This is a genomic window from Corynebacterium halotolerans, from assembly GCF_050107895.1.
GTDB lineage: Bacteria > Actinomycetota > Actinomycetes > Mycobacteriales > Mycobacteriaceae > Corynebacterium > Corynebacterium halotolerans_B.
Genome location: NZ_JBNILW010000012.1, coordinates 78,240 through 100,318, shown reverse-complemented (window position 1 = coordinate 100,318; position 22,079 = coordinate 78,240). Strand labels below are relative to the sequence as shown.

Below are 22,079 nucleotides of genomic sequence, written 5' to 3'. Positions count from 1 at the left end.
GAGAATACGGCCGTTGTCCGCCCACCGCCACGCACACGGCTGCGGGGGTGGCCTGCGGTGGGAGCGGAGGGAAATTCCCGGCAGGGGTAAGGTACCCCGCATGATCTACGGTGTGCTGGCGTATCTGCTCTGGGGGCTCATGCCCGCGTTCTTCCCGCTGCTGATGCCGGCGGGTCCCGGGGAGATTCTCGCGCACCGCATCGTCTGGGCCGGGGTGATCATGATCATCGTGGTCAGCCTTCAGCGGGGCTGGGGCGAACTGCGGCACGCCGGCGTCCGCACCTGGGCGCGCATGTCACTCGCCGGCGTGCTGATCGCGGCCAACTGGCTGATCTACATCATCGCGGTGAACAGCGGCCACGTGAATGAAGCGGCCCTCGGCTACTTCATCAACCCGCTGCTCAGTGTGCTGCTCGGCGTGATCTTCTTCCGCGAGCGGCTGCGCGCCCTGCAGGGCACCGCAGTGGCCATCGCCGCGGTGGCCGTGCTCTTCCTGACGGTGTTGGGCGGGCAGCCGCCCCTGATCGCCCTCAGCCTGGCATTGAGCTTCGGCTTCTATGGGCTGCTCAAGAAGAAGGTAACCGTCTCCGCAGCCGGCTCCCTGACCGCGGAAACCCTGGTGCTGGCCCCCTTCGCCATCGGCTATCTGGTCTGGCTGGAATCCACGGGTGCCGGCACCTTCTTCAGCGAGGGTCCGGCGCACGTCGGGCTGCTGGTCGCCTCCGGCCTGGTCACCGCCGTCCCCCTGCTGCTCTTCGGCATGGGCGCCCGGCTGATGGCACTGTCCACGATCGGGATGCTGCAGTACCTGACGCCGACCATGCAGATGCTCTGGGCGGTATTCGTGGTCAACGAGACCATTCCGCAGGAACGCTGGATCGGCTTCCTCATCATCTGGATCGCCGTGGCGATATTTCTGTTGGATCTGGTCATTCAGCGCCGGCGGCGGAACCGGGAAGTCGGGCCGGTGCAGGATGCTGCGGTGTCACCGCCGCTGCAGGCCTGAAGTAGAGAGCGTGGGGCCATCGAATTTTCCCGCTGAGAAGAGGAGAAGATGTTTTCCATGCAGAGCGGGAATCCATGGGATCCGGGGTTTACTGAGGTGGGCTGGAAAGTTCCGGAGGTCCTGGGCCAGGCGGACGCCGACGTCGCAGTGGATCACCTCAGGACGTATGTGGCACAACAGGACGGAAAAGGGCCGGAATTCTCTGGCTCTTATTTTGAGAAGCTGGGCGGTGGTGGTGACCGGGCGACTGTCCGAAACGTGGTCACGGCGAAGGATCTGGTCTCTCTCCAGCTGCTGAGTGTCAGGGTCAGCGGCCAAGTGGCGCTGAGTCTACTGACGACACCAATCGACGTCACCTAGCCTATGACCTGCCGCATAACCCGGAACAGATTTCCGGGCTCCTGACGGCGATTCCCATCGACGTTCCCCTCAGTGCGGACGAGGCCGGAGAACACGTCAAAACGGCCAACCAGTTGTGGTACGCCTTGCGACGCAAGGGTTTCGGTCCGACAGCGGTGTTTAAACTTCTCGCCCGGAAGTGTCCACGGCTACTGCCCGTCTATGACACGTACCTCGCCAACCAACTGGGAACCACGTCGGTAAGATTCTACGAAAATCTCCGCACCGTACTCCGCCATGAAAACCACGCCCTGGAGAATCATCTCAGCACTATCCGGCGAGAGGTTCCCGGGACGGGGCACCTCAGTACCCTCCGGGTCTTCGACATCATCGTGTGGCGGGCGGAAGACCAGCGACGAAGGGCCGCCTAAGACTCCCCCGCGTCCACCGGCCGCACTCCGAACCGCCCCCAGGCCGCGTCCGGCGGCAGCACCTCCACCGCCAACACCGCCGGATCGGCAGCCACGGAGCGGAAGGCCTCCCCGTCGTCCCAGGCCACCACGCCGTTGAGCTCGCGCGGCGCCGTGATGTCCCCGATCCCGGCGAGACTGTCATCCACGCGGTCCAGTTGGCGTCGGAAAACATCGTCCCTGGTCTCCCCAGCCACCGGCTCCGGGATCGGCATGGCGGAGGCGGAGAGCAGCACCATGGCGTTGACCCGTTCCAGTCCGCTCAGCACCTCGGCCGCCGACTCCGGATCCAGCGGTGCCGCGAACGTGATCATGCCGAAGGCATTCTCCCCCGCCGGTGCCTCGACCAGGGACTGCTCCGCCCGCCCCACATAGGATTCCAGGCTCTCCCCGGTCTCCTGCCCCACCGCGTCGCCGTTGACGGCCATCGGTCGGCTCGTCCGGTCGGACTGGGAGAGCAGCAGCACCACCGCGACCAACCCGATCACGCAGACGGCGGCGATGGTCTTGCGCCAGCTCTCCACGGTCACGCGCGCAGCACCTCCAGGGCATGCGCCAGGTCATCCGGATAGGGGGCGCTGACCTCCATCCACTGGCCGCCGACGGGATGGTGGAAGCCGAGGGTCTCCGCGTGCAGCCACTGCCGGATCAGCCCCAGCCGCTGGGCCAACTCAGGGTCGGAGCCGTACATCGGGTCACCGCAGCAGGGGTGATTGATCGAGGACATGTGCACGCGGATCTGGTGGGTGCGCCCGGTCTCCAGGTGCACCCGCAGCAGTGTCGCCTCCCGGAAGGCCTCGATGGTCTCGTAGTGGGTGACCGCCGGTTTGCCGTCACTGGTCACCGCGAAGCGCCAGCCGGCCGAGGGGTGACGGCCGATCGGGGCGTCGATCGTGCCGCTGAAGGGATCAGGGTGCCCCTGCACCAGGGCGTGGTAGACCTTTTTCACGGTGCGGTCGCGAAACGCCTGCTTGAGCACGGAGTAGCCACGCTCGGAGGCCGCGACCACCATGACTCCGGAGGTACCCACATCCAGGCGCTGCACAATACCCTTGCGCTCCGGCGGGCCGGAGGTGGAGATGCGGAAGCCTGCGGCCGCCAACCCGCCGATCACCGTCGGCCCCTCCCAGCCGACACTGGGGTGCGCGGCCACACCGACGGGCTTGTGCACCACGATCAGGTGCGCGTCCGAGTAGAGGATATCCATGCCCTCGACTGGTTCGGTCTTCGGCAGCAGCGGCTGCTCCGGTTCGGGCAGCAGCACGTCCAGCCAGGAATCGGCCTGCAGCCGGTCGGACTTGCCGACGGCCATGCCGTTGACCTCCACGTCACCGGCCGCGGCCAGCTCCGCAGCGACGGTGCGGGAGATGCCGAGCAGCTTGGCCAGCGCGGCGTCGACACGCATACCCTCCAGCCCTTCGGGCACGTACAGGGTGCGGGAGTCGCGCGTCATCGGGCAACCTCCTCCTTCTCGCGGCGGTGTTCGCGGATCTCCTCGGTGAACATCGAGATGACGAACACGACCACGCCGACGGTGATGGCGCTGTCGGCGACGTTGAACACCGCGAAATCACCCACGGAGATGAAGTCCACCACGTGGCCGAGGAAGAACTGCGGCTCCCGGAACAACCGGTCGATCAGGTTGCCGGCCGCACCACCGGCGATCATGGCCAGGCCGACGCCCACCCAACGGTCGGTGACCTTCGGCGAGTAGAGGGCCACACCGAGGATGAAGGCGATCTGGATGCAGGTGAACAGCCAGGTGGACCCTTCCCCCATCGAGAACGCCGCGCCGGGATTGAATAAGAGGTAGAAGCGGAACCAGTCGCCGAGGACGGGCACCGCCTCGCCCGGTTCCAACCAGTTCAGCATGATGGTCTTGGTGACCTGGTCAATGGCCGCGATGATGACCACCGCGGTGGCCATCATGGGGATATAGCTCCTACCTCGTTGACTCACACGCTCCATCTTTCCCCATGCCCACCGCAAAACTCCACCCGGGTATCTTGGAGACCGTGTCTTCCTCCGCCCTCCGCAATGCTTTCCGACGCCCCGCCCTGGCCGCCGTGGTGACCGCCTCCGCCCTCCTGCTCGGCGGGTGCCTGTCCACCGGGGAGGACCCCGAGGGGCCGGAAGTGGAGGATTCCGTGGACCTGCAGGTCGACCCCGCCCGTGTGATGGTCCAGTCGTCGGGGCAGGGCCCGGGACAGATGCTCAGTTTCAGCGACACCGGCGAACAGGAGACGACGGTGGAGATCGCCGAGGGCTTCGACCAGTCCGCGGGCGGCACCGATGCGATCGACGTCGCCGCCCCGGAGGGCACGGACATCGACACCGAGACCGTGACCCTGCCCCTGACGGCGTCCTCGGCGCCCGCCGACGAGCCGGAGGGTGAGACCGAGGTGGCCGCCGACCGGGAGGTGTCCTGGCGGGTCGGCACCCCGGAACACACCGACGCCGCCCTGAGCGGGGACCTCGCCAGCGCGGAGGGTTTCGCACTCGACCTGCGTAGTGACGGCAACGGGCAGGTCAGCACCGTCGGTTTCGCGGCTCCGGTGGACGCCACCGACGAGGGCCGTTCCACCGTGGAGTCGGCGCTGATGAAGCTGCTCTCCCTCCCGGTGGTCTTCCCGGACGAACCCGTGGGGCCGGGCGCGGTCTGGAGCGTGGACTCCCGTGTGACCGGCGAGGCCACGCTGCTGCAGACCACCACTTACACGCTGACCGCCGCCGACGGCGACCGGGTGGAGCTGGATGTCTCCGTCACCCAGCGCCCCGCCCTCGGCGCGCTTTCGTTGGAGGGCCAGCCCGGGGCGCCGGAGGACGCCGGCACCCTGAACGTGCTGAACTCCAACACGACCAGCAGCGGGTCCCTGACGGTGGACCTCACCAAGCCCCTGCCCGTCGCCGGCCGCGTCGACTACACCACCCGGGTCGTCTACGGCACGGAGGGATCCGATGTCCGGGTCGCCCAGGACTCGACGTCCACGCTCAGCTTTGGTTAGGCTGTAGCGCATGGACCTTCGATAGCACTGCCCCAGCACCACCCGGCCAGTCTCGGCGACCACGCCGACAATCGAAGGATCTTTCATGCGTTCCCACCATCTCAAACTCGACGGCGTCAGTTTCTCCTACCCGAACCGCCGTGTGCTCACCGACCTCTCCTTCACGGTGCCCGCGGGCCGGGTCACCGGGTTGATCGGTGAGAACGGCGCCGGTAAATCCACTCTGCTGGCGCTCATCGCGGGGCACCTGTCCCCGGACGCCGGCGAAATCACCACCCCACCGGGCACCGGTTTCCTCACCCAGGAAACCGAACTGCCTTTCACCGAGCCCGCGGCCGCGCTAATCGACGCCGCGGTGGCCGAGCTCCGCGGGATCGAGGCGCGGATCGCCGAGCTGGCCACCCATCTGGAGGACCCGGCCGTCTTCGACGCCTACGATGCGGCCCTCGCCCGCGCCGAGGAGGCCGGTGTCTGGGAGCTGGACGCCCGCATCGCCGCCGTGCTGGCCGGTCTCGGCCTGGCAGGGGTGGATCCGGCCACGCCGCTGGGGGCGATGTCAGGTGGTCAGCGCCGCCGCTTCGCCCTGGCCGCCCTCCTGCTGCGGCCGGTGGACGCGTTGGTGCTCGACGAGCCGACCAACCACCTCGATGACGCTGCCGTGGATTTTCTGGTCGCCGAGCTGCGCGGCTTCCCCGGACCGGTGCTGGTGGCCAGCCACGACCGCTATTTCCTCGACCAGGTGGGAGACGGCCTGGTGGACCTGGACCCCGCGCTGGGGCCGGAGGGTGGCGCCGGTGAGACACTCCGGCAGGGCAGCGTGTTCACCGGCACCTTCAGCGACTACCTGGCCGACCGCGAAGCCGCTCGACGCCGCTGGACGCAGGACTACGCCGATCAGGAGGCCGAGCGGGAACGGCTGACGCGGCAGACCGGACAGGGCGAGTCCGATATCTTCCATTCCTCGCAGTCGAAGTCGGAATCCCGGATCGCCGCGAAGTTCTACGGTGACCGGGCCGCCAAGACGCTGGGAAACCGGTTACGTTCGGCCCGCAACCGCCTGGAGGCCCTGGAACGCGGCGAGATCCCGGCCCCACCGGAACGCCTGCGGTTCCACGGCATTCCGGAGCACTCCGATCCGACCTCGCTGGGGGTGCCGGCGGTGGTGGCCCAGCAGGTGGCGGTGTCCGGCCGGCTGGCCCCGTTGTCGCTGAAGCTGCAGCCGGGGGAGCAACTGCTGGTGGAAGGACCCAATGGCGCCGGGAAGTCCACCCTGCTGTCACTGATCAACGGGGAACTGAGCCCGGACAGCGGGCAGTTGGAGGTGGCGGAGGAACTGCGGATCGCCCGACTGCAGCAGGATGACCAGTGGGCGGACCTGGGGTTGACCCCGGCCGAGGTCTTCGGCGGCACCACGCCCGACCTGGTCGAGTTGGGGCTGATGGATCCGGCCCACCTGGACCGCCCCCTCGGGGAGCTCTCCCTGGGTCAGCGCCGCCGGGTGTCCCTGGGCATGATCCTGGCGTCCCCACCGGATCTGCTGCTGCTCGATGAGCCGACCAACCATCTCTCCCTGGCGCTGGCGGAGGAACTGGAGCAGGCCCTGGCGGACTTTCCCGGGGCCGTCATCCTGGCCACCCATGACCGGTGGATCCGCCGCCGGTGGAGCGGCCGGGTGCTCACGCTGGGCGCGGACTAGCTACTGGGCGGGAGCTTCCTCCACCGGGGCCGGGGCTCCCTCGGCCGGGGTCTGGTCCATGCACATCTCCGGGACCTGTTCCGGGGCCACGGTGTTGGTGATCAGGCTGCAGGCCCAGGACTGGGAGAGCTTCCAGGTGTCGTTCTCGTAGATGAACTCGACGTTCTCCGCGACCTGGGGCTCGCGGTCGGGCAGCGTGAAGTTCACGGTGGCCAGCACGGAATCGGAGGTGAAGCCCGGCAGGACCGGGTCGACGACCTGGAAGTCCGCCCCGGACTCCTGCTTGGACATGGCCATGGTCTCAAACAGCTCCGGCGCGGTCTCGCCCCCTTGGACGGTGTGGACCTTTTCCTCGGTGGGCAGCTCCGGGTTGGAGGCGGTGGCGATGACCTCATTCAGGTCCGCGGCCGTCGGCAGTTCCGGGGCCGCCGCAGTCTCCGAGGAGGTCTGGGAGCTGGTGGTCGCGGTGTCCTCGGTGTCGTCTCCGTTGCCACAGGCGGCCATTGTCATCCCGGCGGCCAGGATGGCGGTGGCTGCGGTGATCTTGGCAAACTTCACGGTTTCTCCTCGCATTCTCGACGCGTCGGTGTCTGGGGTGGGGCTGCGGCGCCGATGATAACGAAATGGTACACGGCGACCGCCGGTGATTTCACATCGCTGTGGCATCCTGTAGGCCATGACGAAGATCCTCGTACTGACCACCGGCGGCACAATCGCCTGCACCACCGGCCCCGACGGCGCCCTGATCCCCACCGTCAGCGGCCGGGAGCTGGTGGCCGCCGTCGCCGACCGCTTCGATCCCGCCGCCACGGTGTTCGAGGTCCGGGAGCTCACGCGCCTGGACTCGTCCTCCATCACCCTGGCCGACGTCGACGACATCATCGCCGCGGTCCACCGCGGTCTCGAGGACCCCGGGGTGACCGGGGTCGTCGTCACGCACGGGACCGATTCCCTGGAGGACACCGCGATCGCCGTGGACGTGTTCCACTCGGATCCGCGCCCGGTGGTCTTCACCGGCGCAATGCGCCCCTTCGACCACCCGGCCTCCGACGGCCCCGACAACCTTTTCGACGCCGCCGTCATCGCCGCCGATCCCTCGGCCCGTGACCTCGGCGCGCTGGTCGTGTTCGGACACGCCGTCCTCCCCGCCCGCGGGGCGGGCAAACGGCACACCGCCGAGCTGACGGCTTTTTCCAGCACGGCCCCGGAGGACGCGGTCCGGCCCGCTCCCCTGCCCGTCCGCCCGTTGGCCGACGTCGACGTCGCGGTCCTCGCCGCCTCCCCGGGCGCCGACAGCCGGCGGGTGCCCGCTGACGCCGACGGCCTGGTGGTCGAGGCCCTCGGGGCGGGCAATGTCGGTGCCGCCCTGGGACACGCCCTGGGCACGGTGCTGGATGCCGGCGTCCCGGTGGTCATCAGCACCCGTGTGCCGGAGGGGGAGGTCCGCGGCACCTACGGGGGCGCCGGCGGAGGTGCCACGCTGGCGGCCAAGGGCGCGCTGGGTTCCGGCTACCTGCGGTCCGGGCAGGCGCGGATGTTGCTCGCCGCCGCCATCGCCACCGGCACTGATCCGGCGGCGCTGTTCTAGTCCGCCAGCCACTCCTCCCAGTCCAGGCTGCGCAGCGGGTCCGCCGGGGTCAGGTCCGGGTCGTCCGCCGCGAAGGAGCGCGTGACGCCGCGGGGGGTGGTCCGGGTCTCGAACCGCACTGAGACCACCCCGTGCCCGGCCCCCTGCACCCAGCCGTGGCCGTAGTCGGGGTGGTGGACATCCTGGCTCGCGCGCCAACCCGTCGCGGGCTCCGGCTCCGGCACCTCGGGCTCCGGGGTCTCGGTGGCACCGACGCCGGCCTCGTAATCCGTGTCCGGGGGCGGTGGTTCGACGATCTGCTGGTCCAGCTCCGGGAACAGGATGTTCTGCCGGGCGGCCTCCAGTCCGGAGAAGGAGACTCCCACCAGACGGATCGGACCCACCTCATCCGGGTAGCGCACCAGCCGGAAGGCGGTGGCCAGCAGGGTGTCCTGCTCGTCGGTGGCGTAGGGCAGGGTGATGGACCGGGATTCGATGCGGAAATCCGCCATGCGCAGTTTCACCGTGACGGTGCGGGCTCCGCGGCCGTCGCGGAGCAGGCGCCGGTGGGCGCCCTCCCCGGCGCGGGTTACGGCGGCGTCGACCTGGGAACGGGTGACCAGGTCGGTGGGATAGGTGTGTTCCGCGGAGATCTGCTTCGCCTCGGCGCGCGGGGCGACGGGCCGGTCGTCGTGGCCGCGGGCCAGGTACCAGAGATTGAGCCCGATGGTGGCGCCCAGGCTGATCTCGACCTCCTTCCGGTCCAGGGCGGCCAGCTCCCCGATCGTCTCCACCCCGAGCTGCTGGAGTTTCGTCCTGGTCACCGGCCCCACCCCCCATAGGGCGGAGGCGGGCATGGGGTCCAGAATCTCCCGCTGCCGGGCGACGGGGATCACGAACACCCCATCGGGTTTAGCCTCGTCGGAGGCGATCTTGGCGTACTGCTTGCCTGCACCGGCGCCGATGGAGGCCGGCAGGCCCGTCTCGGTCCGGATCACCGCACGCAGCTGGTGGGCCCACTCGGTGACCTCCCCCGGGGTGGCCCCCACCAGTTCCGCCGGCTCCAGGTAGGCCTCATCGATGCTGAGCTGTTCGACCACCTCGACCTGGCGGGCGACGATCTCGAAGACGCGGCGGGAGGCCGTGGCGTAGATCTCCTTCCGCGGTGACACCACCACGGCGGAAAACCCGACGAGCGCCTTCGCCTGGTGCATCGGCATCGCGGAGTGGGCACCGAACTTGCGCGCCTCATAGGATGCCCCGGCGACAACTCCGCGCCCGCTGACCCCGCCCACCAGAACCGGCCTCCCCCGGAGGGTGGGACGCGTCAGCTGTTCACAGGACGCGAAGAAGGCGTCCATGTCGATGTGGAGAACCCAGCGTTGCATGATGCCACCAGGATAGGTGACCCCGGTTCCGGAGAAACAGATCAGTCGGCCGGTCACGGTTTGCGCAGCGCGACAGCCGCGACCACCGCGAGGATTCCGATGATCTCCACCGGCTGCAGCAGCTGTCCCAGCACCACTGCGCCCAGCACCGCCGCGGTCAGGGGGAGCAGGGCCAGCAACAGCGCGAAGTAGGTGGAGCCTGCCATGCGCAGCACCACCTGGTCCAGACTGTAGGGGATCACGGCGGACAGCAGGCCCAGCCCCAGGGAGAGACCGACCAGGTGGAGCGGCGGCATGCCCGGGCCGGTCTCCGGCCAGAGCCACAGCGCCACCGGGATCAGGATGACGCCGGCCCACGCGAAGCCGACCGCCAGCCCGCTGCGGCTCTCCCCCGCCTCCGAGATCCGCGACCCGACCACGATGTAGCCGGCCCACAGCGCGGCGGCCGCCAGCGCGAAGAGCACGCCCGTCGACGCCCCCGCCCATTGGGCGCCGCTCAGTACCAGCACCCCGGCCCCGGCCAGCAGCAGGGCGAGCCAGTCCCGGACCGTCCGGCTCCCGAGAGCCGCGACGACGATCGGGCCGAGGAATTCGATGGCCACCGCGGTGCCCATGGGCAGCCGGGCGATAGCCTCGTAGAAGGTCATGTTCATGCCCAGGGTGACCAGGCCGAAGATCGCGGCCCGGAACCCACGCCGGCCGAGGAAGTCCCGGATTGCCGGGCGGTGGAGCACCACCAGGATCACCCCGGCCGCGGACATCCGAAGCCACGCGACGAGGGTGGGTGGCAGGGACTCGAACAGCCCCACTGCCAGCGCCGCTCCCGCGTAGAGGGAGAGCCCGGAGGCGACCATGACGGCCGGGGCGGCGAGCCGGTTGCGATCAGCCATGTGGGAGATCCTAGTCAAATCGGGAGGCCCCGGGACTGTGGAGGAACGGAGGCTGTCCACAGATTCCGGGGTCCGTGGCGGATGCCGGTGGCGCGGCCGGTGGAACCCGTTAGCTTAGCAAGCATGGGAATCGATGAGTTGCTGGCCGAGGTGGCCGGGCGCGGGGTGGAACTGACCCGCCACTGCTATGCGGTGGCCGCGGGGAGCGCCCGCGCCCGCCAGCTCATTGCGGAGAAGTTCGCCGTGCCGGGGGCTACCGCCGGACGCTGGCTGAATCTCGCGGCCGAGCTCTTCGGGCCGCTGGGCGACCGGAATGAGAAGTTGCTCCGGGATGCCACCGTCACCCGCGCCGCGACCTCGGGGCTGAGCATCGACACGTTACTGGTCATCAACGCCGCGCTGCGCTACCGCCTGCCGGGGGCGGCGCTGAGCCGTGAGGAACTGCGCGGGGAACTGGTGGACAAAGCCGGTGGGCTGGGCGTCGATGCGGTCAAGGCAATGGCCCATACCCGCGTCCGGGAGCTCAACCGCGGCCTGGATCCTGTGCCGGCGAAGGCGCGGCGCTACTTCCGGGCGTCCGGAGCCGCGGACGCCCGGGGAATGCGCTACGCCAACGTGTGCCTGCCCGAGGCGGAGATGACCCGCCTGGTGCGCACCCTGCACGACCGGGCCCAGCAACTGCGGACGAAGGATCGTGGCCTGAGCCACCAGCAGGCGATGGCCGATGCCCTGATGGACCGGGCCGCGCACGCCGGGACATCCTCGCCGTGGCTGCAGCCGGCGGTCCTGATGACGATGGACGATCTGGAGAACCGCGGGGACGGCACCTTCGCCACCACCGATGGGGCCCTGATCACCGCGGCCGAGTACGCGGCGCAGAAGCTCGCGCCGTACGGGCTGTGCCTGGTCTATGACGAGCGGGCCGAGCCCGTGGATCTGTTCCGGATCCGGCGCACCGCCAGCGACAAACAACGGGCGATGATCTCACTGGACCAGCTGCTGTGCACCGACCCGGACTGCCGGCGCACCGCCGCCACGTGCCAGGTCCACCACGTCCGGTCCTGGGCGGCCGGCGGGGAGACGAACCTGGCGAATTTGGTGGCGGCCTGCGCCACACACAACGCCCGCAACGATGATGTTCCCGGCAGGATCCGCAACGGGCGGTTGCGCCGCTGCCCCGACACCGGGCGGGCGGGGTGGGAACCACCCGACGGCGGCCCCCTCCGTTTCAACACCCACCCGATCGCCGCGAAGTCGGGACGGAGCTGGGCGCTGACTAGGCGTTCTTAGCCACCGTCGCGGTGACATCCTTGACGACGTCGTGCGCACCCGCGCCGAGGTCGCCTTCGGCGATCTCGAATTCGGTGGCGAGCACCTCTGCGGCGATGTGTTCGCGGTGACGCTCCACCCACTCCCGCTTCTCCGCCGGCACCGAGAGGATGACGCTGATGCGGTCGGAGACGGCGAAGTCCTCGGCCTTGCGGGCATCCTGCAGACCACGGATGACGTCAGCGGCCCACCCCTCGGCCTCCAGCTCGGGGGTGACAGTCATGTCGAGGACGACCAGGCCGTCCTCACCGTCGATGCGGGCGGTGGAGTCGGGATCGGCGGCGACCAGTCGTTCGGTGAACTCGGCATCGGTGAGTTCGATGCCGTCGGCGACCACAGACTCCCCCTCACGGGTGTAGTTGCCGGCCTTGACGGCCTTGATCACCTTCTGGACGTCGCGGCCCAGGCGCGGACCGGCGACCTTCGCGTTGACCACGACCTCGAAGGTGCCCACGGCATCGACGTCGTCGGTCAGATCGACGGCCTTGACGTTGACCTCATCGCGGATGATGTCGGCGAATTCCGCGAGCCGTCCCGACTGCGGGAGGGCGACGGTCAGTTTCGGCAGGGGGAGACGGTTGCGCAGCTTGTGGGCCTTGCGCACCGACGACGCCGCAGAGCACACACCGCGGATGGCGTCCATGGTGGCGACAAGCTCGGCGTCGGCCGGGATGTCACTGGCGTCCGGGTAGTCCGTCAGATGCACCGACCGGCCACCGGTCAGACCCTTCCAGATCACCTCGGTCAGGTACGGCAGCAGCGGGGCCGCGACCCGGGTGAGCGTCTCCAGCACGGTGTAGAGGGTGTTGAAGGCTTCCGGGTGTTCATCATCGCCAGCCCAGAAGCGGTCGCGGGAGCGGCGAACGTACCAGTTGGTCAGGGCGTCGCTGAAGCGGCGCACCTCGTCACAAGCCCGGGAGATGTCCGTCGCGTCCAGCGCTCCGGCGACATCGGCCACCAGGTCGTGGAGTTTGGCCAGGATGTAGCGGTCCAGCACATTCGTGGAGGCGGTGGACCACTCCGCCGGCTTCGCGGAGTAGAGCTGCAGGAAGGTGTAGGCGTTCCACATCGGCAGCAGGGCTTGGCGTACCCCTTCCCGGATGCCCTGCTCGGTGACGATCAGGTTGCCGCCACGCAAGATCGGTGAGCTCATCAGGAACCAGCGCATGGCATCGGAGCCGTCGCGGTCGAAGACCTCATTGACGTTCGGATAGTTGCCCTTGGATTTGGACATCTTCTGCCCGTCCTCGCCCAGGACGATGCCGTGGGCGACGACCTTCTTGAAGGCCGGGCGGTCGAAAAGTGCGGTCGACAGGACGTGGAGCAGGTAGAACCAGCCGCGAGTCTGGCCGATGTACTCAACGATGAAGTCAGCCGGGTTATGACTGTCGAACCACTCCTTGTTCTCGAAGGGGTAGTGCACCTGGGCAAACGGCATGGACCCGGAGTCGAACCACACATCCAGCACGTCCGGCACGCGCCGCATGGTGGACTTGCCGGTCGGGTCGTCGGGGTTCGGTCGGGTCAGCTCGTCGATGTAGGGACGGTGCAGCGACGTCGGGCGGACACCGAAGTCGGCCTCCAGCTCGTCGAGGGAACCGTAGACGTCGGTGCGCGGGTAGTTGTCGTCATCCGAGACCCACACCGGAATCGGCGAGCCCCAGTAGCGGGAGCGGGAGATGTTCCAGTCCCGGGCCCCCTCCAGCCACTTGCCGAACTGGCCGTCGCGGACGTGCTCCGGGATCCACTCGATCTCGTTGTGGTTGAGCTCGACCATGCGGTCGCGGAACTGCGAGACAGCGACGAACCAGCTGGGCAGCGCCATATAGATCAGCGGCTCGCCGGAGCGCCAGGAATGCGGGTAGGAGTGTTCGATGGTGGCGTGGCGCAACACCCGTCCCGCTTCCTTGAGGTCACGGATGATGTGTTTGTTGGCGTCGAAGACCAGCTGCCCCTCGTAGGGCGCGGCGAGCTGGGTGAACTTTCCGTCCATGTCAACGGGGATGACCACGTCGATGCCGTGCTGCTTGCAGATCTCCATGTCATCCTCACCGAAGGCCGGAGCCTGGTGGACGACACCGGTGCCGTCCTCGGTGGTGACGTAATCGGCGACCAGCACCCGGAAAGCGTTGCGCTCGGCTTCGTCTGCGAAGAAGTCGAAGACCGGCCGGTAGGTGAAGCCGGCGAGCTGTGCACCGGTGACGCTCACCAGCACCTCGGCGTCCGTACCCAGCTCCTTCTCGTATGCACCCTGCAGGGCCTCCGCGAGGATGACAGTCTGACCGGCGAACCCTGCTGCTCCAGACTCCCCCACCTTGACCGCCACATAGGTGACGTCCGGGTTGACGGCCAGCGCCAGGTTGGACGGCAGGGTCCACGGGGTGGTCGTCCAGGCGATGAACGCGGCGTCGGCAAGCTCGGGGTGCTCCCGCAGGGTCTGCTCCGCGGCTGTTCCGGCGTCGGCGCCCGTGACGGGCATCGTGACGGTCAGGGTCGGGTCCTGGCGCATCTGGTAGGAGTCATCCAGGCGGGTCTCCTGGTTGGAGAGCGGGGTGTGCTCGGCCCAGGAGTAGGGCAGGACGCGGAAGCCCTGGTAGATCAGACCCTTGTCGTAGAGCTGCTTGAACGCCCAGATCACCGACTCCATGTAGGACAGGTCCATGGTCTTGTAGCCGTTTTCAAAGTCCACCCAACGGGCCTGACGGGTGACGTAGTCCTCCCACTCCTTGGCGTAGCGGAGCACGGATGAGGCGCAGTACTCGTTGAACTTGGCCAGGCCCATCTCCTCGACCTCGCCCTTGTCCTTGATACCCAGCTGCTTCTCGGCCTCCAGCTCGGCGGGCAGACCGTGGGTGTCCCAACCGAACACGCGCGGGACCTTGTAACCGCGCATGGTCTTGTAGCGCGGGACAATGTCCTTGACGTAACCGGTCAGCAGGTGGCCGTAGTGCGGCAGGCCGTTCGCAAAGGGCGGCCCGTCGTAGAAGACGTACTCCTCACAGCCTTCGCGCTGCTCGATCGAGGTCTCGAACGTCCGGTCCTGCGACCAGTACTCCAGGACCTTCTGCTCCATGTCGGGGAAACGTGTGGAACCGCCGGTCATGTCCACCTTCGGGTAGACCCCACCAACACCTTCACTCATTTGCGCGCCATCTCCTTCACTCACATCCAACGTTTCCTGGCCGCAGGGACGCACTCCCCGTGCGCGGTACCACCCTGCTTGAGCGCCGGAACGCCCCACTTCGTTGTGTGGTGAAGGTCTGTCACGGTCCCACCCGTCCGGTTCTACTGGGCCGCAGCCGTTCTTCCGGAGGCTTCCCGGTGATGGCCGGATCAACGCCTGTCTAGTTGGCAAGTGTAGCGCACGCGTCAAAAAAACTCCCCGTCGGAGGCGACGGGGAGTTTCGGGGAACGAAGAGGTGCCGGCTAGCCCTTCTTCTCCGGTTCCCCCTGCGGGGCGGAGGAGCCGCGGGAATCGAGTTCGTCCAGCTGGCTCTGCAGCAGGGTCTTCAGGCGGGTGCGGTACTCGCGCTCGAAGGTCCGCAGCTCCGCGATGCGGGTCTCCAGTGCGGTCTGCTGCTGCTTGACCGTGGACATGATCTCGTTGTGCTTGCGCTCGGCATCGGCCTGCAGCGCCGCAGCCTTCTCCTCGGCCTGGCGGATCTGCGCCTCGGCGCGGGAGTTCGCTTCCGCGGTGGTCTGCTGCGCCTGCTGCTCAGCTGCGCTGAGCTGCTGCTGGGACTGCTTCTCGGCGTCGGACACCAGGGTCTTGGCCTTGGTGTCGGCCTCGCTGAGCTGCTGCTCGGCGCGGCGGTTCGCGTCGTCGACGGTGTTCTTGGCCTTGGTGTCGGCCTCACCGAGCTGCTTTTCGGCGGCGCTGCGGGCCTCGTCCAGCATGGACTTGGACTCCGCCTGCGCCTCGGAGGTCAACCGGTCAGCCATCTCCTGCGCCAGTCCCAGCACCTTGGCGGCCTGCATGTGCGTGTCGGCGGTGGCGATTCCGGTGGCAGAGACTGCTGCGGCACCAGCACCGGCCCCGGCGCTCGTCGTCTTGGCCTTGTCGGCGTCCTGGCGGGCCTGCTTGGCCTCAGCCTGGGACTTGCTCAGCTCTGCCTTGACCTTCTCCAGCTCCTCGCGGGCCTGCTTGGCCTCGGCGCGGGCCTTGTCCAGATCCGCGGAGCTGGAGGTGGACTTGGTGGCTTCGGCGCGGGCCTTCTTGGCGTCGGCCTTGACCTTGTCCAGTTCCGACTGGTTGGCCTTCTTGGCGTCGGCGAGCTTCGTGTCGTACTCGGCGCGAACCTTGGCCTCAATGTCCTTGCGGATTCGGGTCTCGTCGACGGAACCCGAGGCCGCTGCTCCCCCCTCGCCGGACTCGGAGCGCTGGCGCAGATCGTCGTTTTCGTCCTGCAGCCGAGAAAGCGTGTCCTCGACGAGATCGAGGAACTGGTCAACCTCGTCTTCGTTGTAGCCACGCTTGCCGATCGGCGGCTTACTGAAAGCGACATTGTGCACGTCTGCTGGTGTCAGCGGCATTAGCGTTCCCTTCGAGTTCTGTCTGTCCCGTTGTCAAGCTATGGGACCGTCCCACACTTGAATTTCACATCATATTACGTTGTTTAGGTACTGAGTGTACTCTGCCACACCCTGCACCGTGGGCAACTTCTGTGCCTCATAAAAAGACGCCCTGCACCACCATCTGGAGGATCATCAGGATGAAGAAGAGCACGATGACCGAGATGTCCAGAGCCACATTTCCCATGCGCATGGAGGGGATGACCCGGCGCAGCATCTTGACCGGCGGATCGGTGAGCATGAAGATCGGCTCCGCGATGAAGTAGAACCACCGCGGGGGCTGGAAATTCCGGGAAAAGGACTGGATCATCTCGATCACGATGCGAGCGATCAGCAGCAGAGTATAGATCCGCAGAAGGATCAGGAGGATTATTCCGGTGAGAATCACAGTTTCGAGCCTAACCCAGATCGACCTCGATTAGCGCAGCCGGGCGGCGCGCTCCAGGTCGATGGTGGCCACAGCGGCGTTTTCCGGCACCACGGCGAACACCAGCTTGTCCAGCTTCTTCATCTGTCCGCGGAGGGCGAAGCAGAGGCCGGCGGCGAAGTCGATGATGCGCTTGGCCTCGGTGTTGTCCATGCGGGTCAGGTCGAAGACCACGGCGTCACCGTCGCGGAAGGGCTCACCGATCAGGGTCGCCTCAGTGTAGGAGCGCAGGTCAACCGGGACGATGGTGGCCGCATAAGGCTCCGGCTCGGGCTGGTAGTCGGCGTAGTCCCGGCGCGGTGCGTAGGCGACGGCACCCTGGGTTTCGCCGTAACGAGCGTCGTCGGCGTAGTAGGCGTCGTCCTGTTCCATGTCGACAGGTGCCAGACCGAAGAATTCTTTGGCGCTTTTCATGATTGACATCGGTGGGGTCCCCTTCATTGGCTGCTCGGCGATTGCTGTCTACCGTAGTGGGCGACTTCCCAGGATAGCCGTTCCGACACGCACGATGTCCGACCCGGATGTGATCGCCGTCTCCAGGTCAGCGCTCATGCCGGCGGAGAGCAGCAACCCCTCGCCCAGTCGATCCGTCAGCGCCCGGGCCTGCGCAAACACGGCGGCCGAGTCACTGTGCAGTGGCGGCACGCACATCACCCCCGCCAGCTTGAGGTGGGGGCTTTCCGCGATCGCCGCGGCCAGCGTGCCGACGTCGTCTTCTCCCGCACCACCCCGGGCGTCGTCGCCGTCCGCGCTGAACTGCACGAAACACGGCAGGGCGCCCGGTCCCCGCTCGCCGCGCTCCTGGGCCAGGGTCACTCCCCGGTCCAGACCGGCCACGAGTTTCAGTGAGTCGACGCTGTGCACCGCAGCGGCCCAACGCGCCACGGCGTTGGCTTTCTTGCTCTGGATCTGACCGACCATGTGGATCCTGGTCTCTGGTACCTCCGCGGCCTTGGCGCGGGCCTCCTGCTCCCGGTTCTCCGCCACATCCGTCATCCCCAGCTCCGCCAGCAGCCGCAGGTCCGAGGCCGGGTGAAACTTCGTCACCGGCAGCAGCTGCACCCGGCGTCCCCCGGCGACGGCGTCGATGCGCTCCCGAACTGTCTTCAGGTTTCGTTCCAGCTCTTCCCGACGGTTCACGGCAGCCACACCAGCCCCGCCTGGCGTCCGGTGGTGCCTTCGCGCCGGTAGGAGAAGAAGGACTCATCCTCGATGGTGCAGCGCGGATCCGAATCCAGCGCGGTCACCCCCAGGCCGAGCAGCTGGCGGATGAGCCCGGCGCGCACGTCCACGCCCCAGGTTCCCGTGGTCGTCTTCGTCCGGGAGCCCGGGAGTTTGGCCTCGACGTCATCGGCCATCTCCTTGGGAACCTCATAGTGTCTGCCGGCGGCCGCCGGCCCCATGAGCACGTGGATGCGGGCGGGTTCCGCCCCCAGTTCCACCATCTTGGCCACCGTCCTGGCCACGATCCCGTTGCGCGCCCCCATCCGGCCCGCGTGTGCGGCGGCCACCACTCCGTTGTGGTGGTCCGACAACAGCACCGGCACGCAGTCGGCGACCAGGACCGCCAGCGCAAGTCCGCGCCGTGTGGTCACCAGGGCGTCGGTGGCCTCGACCGGACCGGCCTGCGGACCGTCCACCACCGTGACGTTGTTGGAGTGGATCTGTTCCATCCACACCAGGTGCTGCGGTGCCAGCCCGATGGCCTGGGCCAGCCGGGTCCGGTTGGCGGCCACGTGAGCGGGATCATCGCCCACGTGGTCGCCGAGGTTGAAGGAGTCGTACGGGGAAGCGGAAACCCCGCCCGCACGGGTGGTGAACACCTTGCGGACGGGGCGGTTATCCTCAGTTAATGCCATGAGCTGGCAGTTTAGCGCATGAAGCTGGGCACGTCGAGGTCGTCGTCGCCGTCGTCGCGCCGGTCCTGGTAGCGCTCCTCCCGGCGCGGCTCGCGGTAGCGCTCCTCGTTGGAGGTGAACAGGCCGCCGGACTGACGGTCCTCGTAGCGGTGCCGGGCGCTGGCGGCGCGCTCCCCGTAGGGGGTGCGCTCGTCGCGGCGGGGGTCCCGTTCTTCGTGGCGGGGCTCGCGCTCGGGGGCGCCGAACATCGAGTCGCGCTCCGGGGCGGGCGGCGGGGTGACCGGCTCGGCGGCCGGCGGCGGGGTTACGGGCGGTGCCGGCTGGGCCGGCTCGGCGGCCTTCTGCTGCTGCGCCTGGTTCTCACCGGTGCTGTCGAAACCGGTCGCGATGATGGTCACGCGCACCTCATCGCCCAGGTTGTCGTCGATGATGGTGCCGAAGATGATGTTGGCGTCCGGGTCGGCCTTCTCCTCCACCATGGAGGATGCCTGGTAGACCTCGTGCAGGCCGAGGTCGGAGCCGCCGGCGACCGACAGCAGCACCCCCTTGGCTCCTTCCATGGTCGCCTCGAGCAGCGGGGAGTTGATGGCCTGCTGCGCGGCGGTCATCACCCGGTCGTCGCCGCGCGCACTGCCCACGCCCATCAGGGCGGAACCGGCGTCGGACATGACGGAGCGGACGTCGGCGAAGTCCACGTTGATCATGCCGGGGGTGGTGATCAGCATGGTGATGCCCTGCACACCGTTGTGCAGGACTTCATCGGCGGCGCGGAAGGCCTCCATCATGGACAGGTTGGTGTCACCCAGCTCGAGCAGACGGTCATTCGGGATGACGATGAGCGTGTCGCAGACCTCGCGGAGGTTCTCGATGCCCTCCATCGCCTGCCGGGTGCGGCGCTTGCCCTCGAACTTGAACGGCCGGGTGACCACGCCGACGGTGAGCGCCCCCATCTTCTTCGCGATGTTCGCCACGACCGGGGCGGCCCCGGTGCCGGTGCCGCCACCCTCGCCCGCGGTGACGAAGACCATGTCCGCACCCTTGAGCGTCTCCTCGATCTCGCTCTTGTGGTCCTCCGCGGAGGTGCGGCCGACATCCGGGTTGGCGCCGGCGCCGAGACCCCGGGTGGCCTCCCGTCCAATGTCGAGTTTCACGTCGGCGTCGGAGAACATCAGGGCCTGGGAGTCGGTGTTCACGGCGATGAACTCGACCCCCTTGAGGCCCTCCTCGATCATGCGGTTGACGGCATTGACGCCACCGCCGCCGACACCGACGACCTTGATGACGGCGAGGAAGTTGTTCGGAGAGGTCATAGGAGTATGTCTCGCCTTTCGAAGAGAGTGTGCTGTGCGAACCTTGTTAAATTCAGTTTGTTTCCGGAAAGAGCCCGGGGGCGTGCGCTATATCATCCGCCAAAAGTGTCCGCGAGTGTCGGACATTTCCGGCGGCGTGTCGATCCCTCAATCACTACTTTAGGGTTTTAACGTGCGACAACACCGCTTCCCGTCCACCTTAGCGGACCGTCACCATGGCGGGGTTGGAGATGTTCCACTCCTGGCCTTCCCGGCCGAGCACCGTCGCCATGGCAAGTGCCTTGTCGTGGTTTTCTTCATTGGCGCCCCAGTATATGGTGCGCCCGTCCGCCATGACGAAGGTGATCTCCACCGGGCTCGGCGCCTCCACGCGCTCCACCTTTTCCCGGATGGCCGGATCGACGGCGGCCACCACCTCGGCGACGTCATCGAGCGCCGCCTCCTCCCCGGTGACCCCGACGGCCTCCACGGGCGGCTCCCCGGTGGCGAACACCACGCCGTTCTGGTCGATCAGCTGGTCCCCGTCATGGAGGACCGCGGCGCGCTCGGTGATCTCCACGGTGATCGTGTCAGGCCACGTGCGGGACACGGTCACCGTCTGCACCCAGGGAGAATCCGCGACACTGCCGGCCGCCGCCGCGACGTTGACGCGCAGCATGTTCTCCCCTTCCCGGATACCAGCGGCCTCCTGCACCTGCTCGACGGGCAGGTGCACGGCACCGTTGACCGCGACCCGGTCGACCTTCAGGATCGGCACCGTCCAGAGCAGCGCCACGGCGGCCACGCAGACCACCACCAGGGTCAGGACGGTAAGGCCCACCTTCTTCGCCTTCATCGCCCTACTCGCTCAGTTCCTCGAGAATTTCGGCGGCGAGCAGGGTGACGGTGCCGGCGCCCATGGTCAACACCAGGTCGCCGGGCTCCGTCAGCTCGCGCACCACCGCCGGCGCCGCGGAGAAGTCGGGTTCATAGTGCACCACCGGCGCGGTGACCGCATCGGTGATGATTCGGGAGCTGACCCCCTCCACCGGCTGCTCGCGGGCGCCGTAGATCTCCAGCACCACCACGGCGTCGGCATGCGAGAGCTCCGCGGCGAACTCCGCCGCGAACTCGATGGTGCGGGAGTACAGGTGCGGCTGGAAGACGACGACGACCCGGCCGGCGCCGTCCGCGACGACCTTCTCGCGGGCGGCGCTGACCACCGCGGCCACCTCCGTCGGGTGGTGGGCGTAGTCGTCGTAGACCCGCACTCCGTTGGCCGTGCCACGGTACTCGAAACGCCGCCGCACGCCGCTGAAGTCGCTGAGCCCCGCCACCAGCTCCGCGACATCGCCGCCCGCCAGGTAGCCGGCGGCGAGTGCGGCGGCACCGTTGAGGACCATGTGGGTGCCCGGGGTCTGCAGCAGGGCCTCGACCTCGCGGCCGTCGACCCGCATCCGGGCCTGCGACCCTTCGGCGGTCACGGTGATCTCACACACCTCCACCAGGGCGTTCAGCTCCGGGTGGCGGGCGGTGGCCGCGGTGGTGCCGTAGCCGACCACCTGCACGCCCCGCTGCGCCGCCCGCTTACCCAGGGCGGCGGCATAGTCATCATCGAGGCAGACCACCAGCTGACCCGCCGCGGAGATCCGCTCGGCGAAGTCCTCGAAGACCCGGAAGTACTTCTCCTTCGAGCCGAAGTAGTCCAGGTGGTCCGGCTCAATGTTGGTGACCACGGCGATGTCCGGGCTGTACCGCAGCAGCGAGGCGTCGGACTCGTCGGCCTCGGCGACAAACGCCTTGCCGGTGCCGTGGTGGGCGTTGGTGCCGGAACGGTTCAGCTGCCCCCCGATGGCGAAGCTGGGGTCCAGCCCCGTGGCCTGCATCGCAGCCACCGCCATCGAGGTGGTGGAGGTCTTGCCGTGGGTGCCGGCGATCAGCACCTGACGGTAGCCGTCCATCAGCTCGGCCAGCAGGTCGGAGCGCCGGATAACGGGAATGCCCCGCTCCCGTGCGGCGACCAGCTCCGGATTATCCTGCGGGATGGCAGCGAACGACGTGACGACCACGGTGGGTAGCTGTCCCGCGGCGCTCAGGTTCGCGGCGTCGTGTCCGATGGCGATCTCCGCGCCCATGGCGCGCAGGGCGAGGACGGGGCGGGAGTCCTTGACGTCGGAGCCGGAGACGACCGCGCCCCGGGACAGCAGGATGCGGGCGACACCGGACATGCCGGCACCACCGA

Annotated in this window: 22 protein-coding genes; 7 read left to right on the top strand and 15 right to left on the bottom strand. The window is 68.0% G+C overall.

The window, feature by feature from the left end; all coding sequences use genetic code 11:
* Window positions 1-100: 100 nt before the first annotated feature.
* The 3 genes from rarD to ACQCVD_RS12065 are packed head-to-tail and all read left to right on the top strand — an operon-like array spanning window position 101 to window position 1,776.
* Window positions 101-1,006, top strand: coding sequence for an EamA family transporter RarD (gene rarD, locus ACQCVD_RS12075; RefSeq protein ID WP_426824014.1), 906 nt, complete (start codon window positions 101-103; stop codon window positions 1,004-1,006).
* 48 nt (window positions 1,007-1,054) lie between these two features.
* Complete coding sequence (locus ACQCVD_RS12070) at window positions 1,055-1,366, top strand: DUF6308 family protein (protein WP_426824013.1); 312 nt, start codon at window positions 1,055-1,057, stop codon at window positions 1,364-1,366.
* An 8-nt stretch (window positions 1,367-1,374) separates the two neighbouring features.
* Entirely contained in the window at window positions 1,375-1,776 is a 402-nt protein-coding gene (locus ACQCVD_RS12065; RefSeq protein ID WP_426824020.1) for a DUF6308 family protein, read from the top strand.
* Here the strand turns inward: ACQCVD_RS12065 and ACQCVD_RS12060 are convergent.
* Genes ACQCVD_RS12060 through lspA form a run of 3 tightly spaced genes read right to left on the bottom strand, consistent with a single transcriptional unit; the run spans window position 1,773 to window position 3,783 of the window.
* Window positions 1,773-2,345: a hypothetical protein gene (locus tag ACQCVD_RS12060; RefSeq protein ID WP_426824012.1), complete on the bottom strand. Its 573-nt coding sequence runs from the start codon at window positions 2,343-2,345 to the stop codon at window positions 1,773-1,775. The two genes, ACQCVD_RS12065 and ACQCVD_RS12060, sit on opposite strands and share 4 nt — an antisense overlap.
* Window positions 2,342-3,268 (bottom strand): RluA family pseudouridine synthase, encoded by a 927-nt coding sequence (locus ACQCVD_RS12055; protein WP_426824011.1) that lies wholly within the window; start codon window positions 3,266-3,268, stop codon window positions 2,342-2,344. The genes ACQCVD_RS12060 and ACQCVD_RS12055 overlap by 4 nt, the downstream gene beginning before the upstream one ends.
* Window positions 3,265-3,783, bottom strand: coding sequence for a signal peptidase II (lspA, locus tag ACQCVD_RS12050; RefSeq protein WP_426824010.1), 519 nt, complete (start codon window positions 3,781-3,783; stop codon window positions 3,265-3,267). Before lspA ends, ACQCVD_RS12055 begins: the two co-directional genes overlap by 4 nt.
* 47 nt (window positions 3,784-3,830) lie before the next feature.
* On the opposite strand from lspA, the gene ACQCVD_RS12045 reads away from it, so the two are divergent.
* Window positions 3,831-4,820, top strand: coding sequence for a hypothetical protein (locus tag ACQCVD_RS12045; protein WP_426824009.1), 990 nt, complete (start codon window positions 3,831-3,833; stop codon window positions 4,818-4,820).
* An 85-nt stretch (window positions 4,821-4,905) separates the two neighbouring features.
* Complete coding sequence (locus ACQCVD_RS12040; RefSeq protein WP_426824008.1) at window positions 4,906-6,516, top strand: ABC-F family ATP-binding cassette domain-containing protein; 1,611 nt, start codon at window positions 4,906-4,908, stop codon at window positions 6,514-6,516.
* On the opposite strand, the gene ACQCVD_RS12035 is transcribed toward ACQCVD_RS12040, so the two are convergent.
* On the bottom strand, window positions 6,517-7,074 hold the full coding sequence (locus ACQCVD_RS12035; RefSeq protein WP_426824007.1) for a hypothetical protein: 558 nt from the start codon (window positions 7,072-7,074) through the stop codon (window positions 6,517-6,519).
* A 118-nt stretch (window positions 7,075-7,192) separates the two neighbouring features.
* Between ACQCVD_RS12035 and ACQCVD_RS12030 the strand changes: the two genes are divergently transcribed.
* Entirely contained in the window at window positions 7,193-8,104 is a 912-nt protein-coding gene (locus ACQCVD_RS12030; protein WP_426824006.1) for an asparaginase, read from the top strand.
* Here the strand turns inward: ACQCVD_RS12030 and ACQCVD_RS12025 are convergent.
* Complete coding sequence (locus tag ACQCVD_RS12025; RefSeq protein ID WP_426824005.1) at window positions 8,101-9,471, bottom strand: DNA polymerase IV; 1,371 nt, start codon at window positions 9,469-9,471, stop codon at window positions 8,101-8,103. The two genes, ACQCVD_RS12030 and ACQCVD_RS12025, sit on opposite strands and share 4 nt — an antisense overlap.
* Before the next feature lie 53 nt (window positions 9,472-9,524).
* Window positions 9,525-10,361, bottom strand: a complete 837-nt coding sequence (locus ACQCVD_RS12020) for an EamA family transporter (protein WP_426824004.1) — start codon at window positions 10,359-10,361, stop codon at window positions 9,525-9,527.
* A gap of 123 nt (window positions 10,362-10,484) precedes the next feature.
* Here ACQCVD_RS12020 and ACQCVD_RS12015 point away from each other — a divergent pair, with 123 nt between their 5' ends.
* Window positions 10,485-11,651, top strand: a complete 1,167-nt coding sequence (locus ACQCVD_RS12015; RefSeq protein ID WP_426824003.1) for an HNH endonuclease signature motif containing protein — start codon at window positions 10,485-10,487, stop codon at window positions 11,649-11,651.
* Here the strand turns inward: ACQCVD_RS12015 and ileS are convergent.
* From ileS to murC, 9 genes are all read right to left on the bottom strand, one after another.
* Complete coding sequence (gene ileS, locus ACQCVD_RS12010; protein ID WP_426824002.1) at window positions 11,638-14,832, bottom strand: isoleucine--tRNA ligase; 3,195 nt, start codon at window positions 14,830-14,832, stop codon at window positions 11,638-11,640. The two genes, ACQCVD_RS12015 and ileS, sit on opposite strands and share 14 nt — an antisense overlap.
* A gap of 284 nt (window positions 14,833-15,116) precedes the next feature.
* Window positions 15,117-16,223 (bottom strand): DivIVA domain-containing protein, encoded by a 1,107-nt coding sequence (locus ACQCVD_RS12005; RefSeq protein ID WP_426824001.1) that lies wholly within the window; start codon window positions 16,221-16,223, stop codon window positions 15,117-15,119.
* Window positions 16,224-16,359: 136 nt separating this feature from the next.
* Entirely contained in the window at window positions 16,360-16,650 is a 291-nt protein-coding gene (locus ACQCVD_RS12000) for a YggT family protein (RefSeq protein WP_426824000.1), read from the bottom strand.
* A gap of 30 nt (window positions 16,651-16,680) precedes the next feature.
* Window positions 16,681-17,112: a cell division protein SepF gene (locus ACQCVD_RS11995; protein WP_426823999.1), complete on the bottom strand. Its 432-nt coding sequence runs from the start codon at window positions 17,110-17,112 to the stop codon at window positions 16,681-16,683.
* 39 nt (window positions 17,113-17,151) lie between these two features.
* Window positions 17,152-17,829 (bottom strand): YggS family pyridoxal phosphate-dependent enzyme, encoded by a 678-nt coding sequence (locus ACQCVD_RS11990; protein ID WP_426823998.1) that lies wholly within the window; start codon window positions 17,827-17,829, stop codon window positions 17,152-17,154.
* Window positions 17,826-18,548 (bottom strand): peptidoglycan editing factor PgeF, encoded by a 723-nt coding sequence (pgeF, locus tag ACQCVD_RS11985; RefSeq protein ID WP_426823997.1) that lies wholly within the window; start codon window positions 18,546-18,548, stop codon window positions 17,826-17,828. The genes ACQCVD_RS11990 and pgeF overlap by 4 nt, the downstream gene beginning before the upstream one ends.
* 11 nt (window positions 18,549-18,559) lie before the next feature.
* Window positions 18,560-19,858: a cell division protein FtsZ gene (ftsZ, locus tag ACQCVD_RS11980; protein ID WP_426823996.1), complete on the bottom strand. Its 1,299-nt coding sequence runs from the start codon at window positions 19,856-19,858 to the stop codon at window positions 18,560-18,562.
* 199 nt (window positions 19,859-20,057) lie between these two features.
* Window positions 20,058-20,693, bottom strand: coding sequence for a cell division protein FtsQ/DivIB (locus ACQCVD_RS11975; protein WP_426823995.1), 636 nt, complete (start codon window positions 20,691-20,693; stop codon window positions 20,058-20,060).
* Between the two features lie 4 nt (window positions 20,694-20,697).
* Window positions 20,698-22,065, bottom strand: a complete 1,368-nt coding sequence (gene murC, locus ACQCVD_RS11970) for a UDP-N-acetylmuramate--L-alanine ligase (protein WP_426824019.1) — start codon at window positions 22,063-22,065, stop codon at window positions 20,698-20,700.
* Window positions 22,066-22,079 lie beyond the last annotated feature (14 nt).

What these genes read in the sequence shown, in the direction of transcription:
- ACQCVD_RS12030 (WP_426824006.1), top strand. Translation starts at nt 7,193, where the DNA reads ATGACGAAGATCCTCGTACTGACCACCGGCGGCACAATCGCCTGCACC.
- lspA (WP_426824010.1), bottom strand. Translation starts at nt 3,783, where the DNA reads ATGGAGCGTGTGAGTCAACGAGGTAGGAGCTATATCCCCATGATGGCC.
- ACQCVD_RS11975 (WP_426823995.1), bottom strand. Translation starts at nt 20,693, where the DNA reads ATGAAGGCGAAGAAGGTGGGCCTTACCGTCCTGACCCTGGTGGTGGTC.
- ACQCVD_RS12025 (WP_426824005.1), bottom strand. Translation starts at nt 9,471, where the DNA reads ATGCAACGCTGGGTTCTCCACATCGACATGGACGCCTTCTTCGCGTCC.
- pgeF (WP_426823997.1), bottom strand. Translation starts at nt 18,548, where the DNA reads ATGGCATTAACTGAGGATAACCGCCCCGTCCGCAAGGTGTTCACCACC.
- ACQCVD_RS12070 (WP_426824013.1), top strand. Translation starts at nt 1,055, where the DNA reads ATGTTTTCCATGCAGAGCGGGAATCCATGGGATCCGGGGTTTACTGAG.
- ACQCVD_RS12005 (WP_426824001.1), bottom strand. Translation starts at nt 16,223, where the DNA reads ATGCCGCTGACACCAGCAGACGTGCACAATGTCGCTTTCAGTAAGCCG.
- rarD (WP_426824014.1), top strand. Translation starts at nt 101, where the DNA reads ATGATCTACGGTGTGCTGGCGTATCTGCTCTGGGGGCTCATGCCCGCG.
- ACQCVD_RS12055 (WP_426824011.1), bottom strand. Translation starts at nt 3,268, where the DNA reads ATGACGCGCGACTCCCGCACCCTGTACGTGCCCGAAGGGCTGGAGGGT.
- ftsZ (WP_426823996.1), bottom strand. Translation starts at nt 19,858, where the DNA reads ATGACCTCTCCGAACAACTTCCTCGCCGTCATCAAGGTCGTCGGTGTC.
- ACQCVD_RS12015 (WP_426824003.1), top strand. Translation starts at nt 10,485, where the DNA reads ATGGGAATCGATGAGTTGCTGGCCGAGGTGGCCGGGCGCGGGGTGGAA.
- ACQCVD_RS12020 (WP_426824004.1), bottom strand. Translation starts at nt 10,361, where the DNA reads ATGGCTGATCGCAACCGGCTCGCCGCCCCGGCCGTCATGGTCGCCTCC.
- ACQCVD_RS11995 (WP_426823999.1), bottom strand. Translation starts at nt 17,112, where the DNA reads ATGTCAATCATGAAAAGCGCCAAAGAATTCTTCGGTCTGGCACCTGTC.
- ileS (WP_426824002.1), bottom strand. Translation starts at nt 14,832, where the DNA reads ATGAGTGAAGGTGTTGGTGGGGTCTACCCGAAGGTGGACATGACCGGC.
- murC (WP_426824019.1), bottom strand. Translation starts at nt 22,065, where the DNA reads ATGTCCGGTGTCGCCCGCATCCTGCTGTCCCGGGGCGCGGTCGTCTCC.
- ACQCVD_RS12040 (WP_426824008.1), top strand. Translation starts at nt 4,906, where the DNA reads ATGCGTTCCCACCATCTCAAACTCGACGGCGTCAGTTTCTCCTACCCG.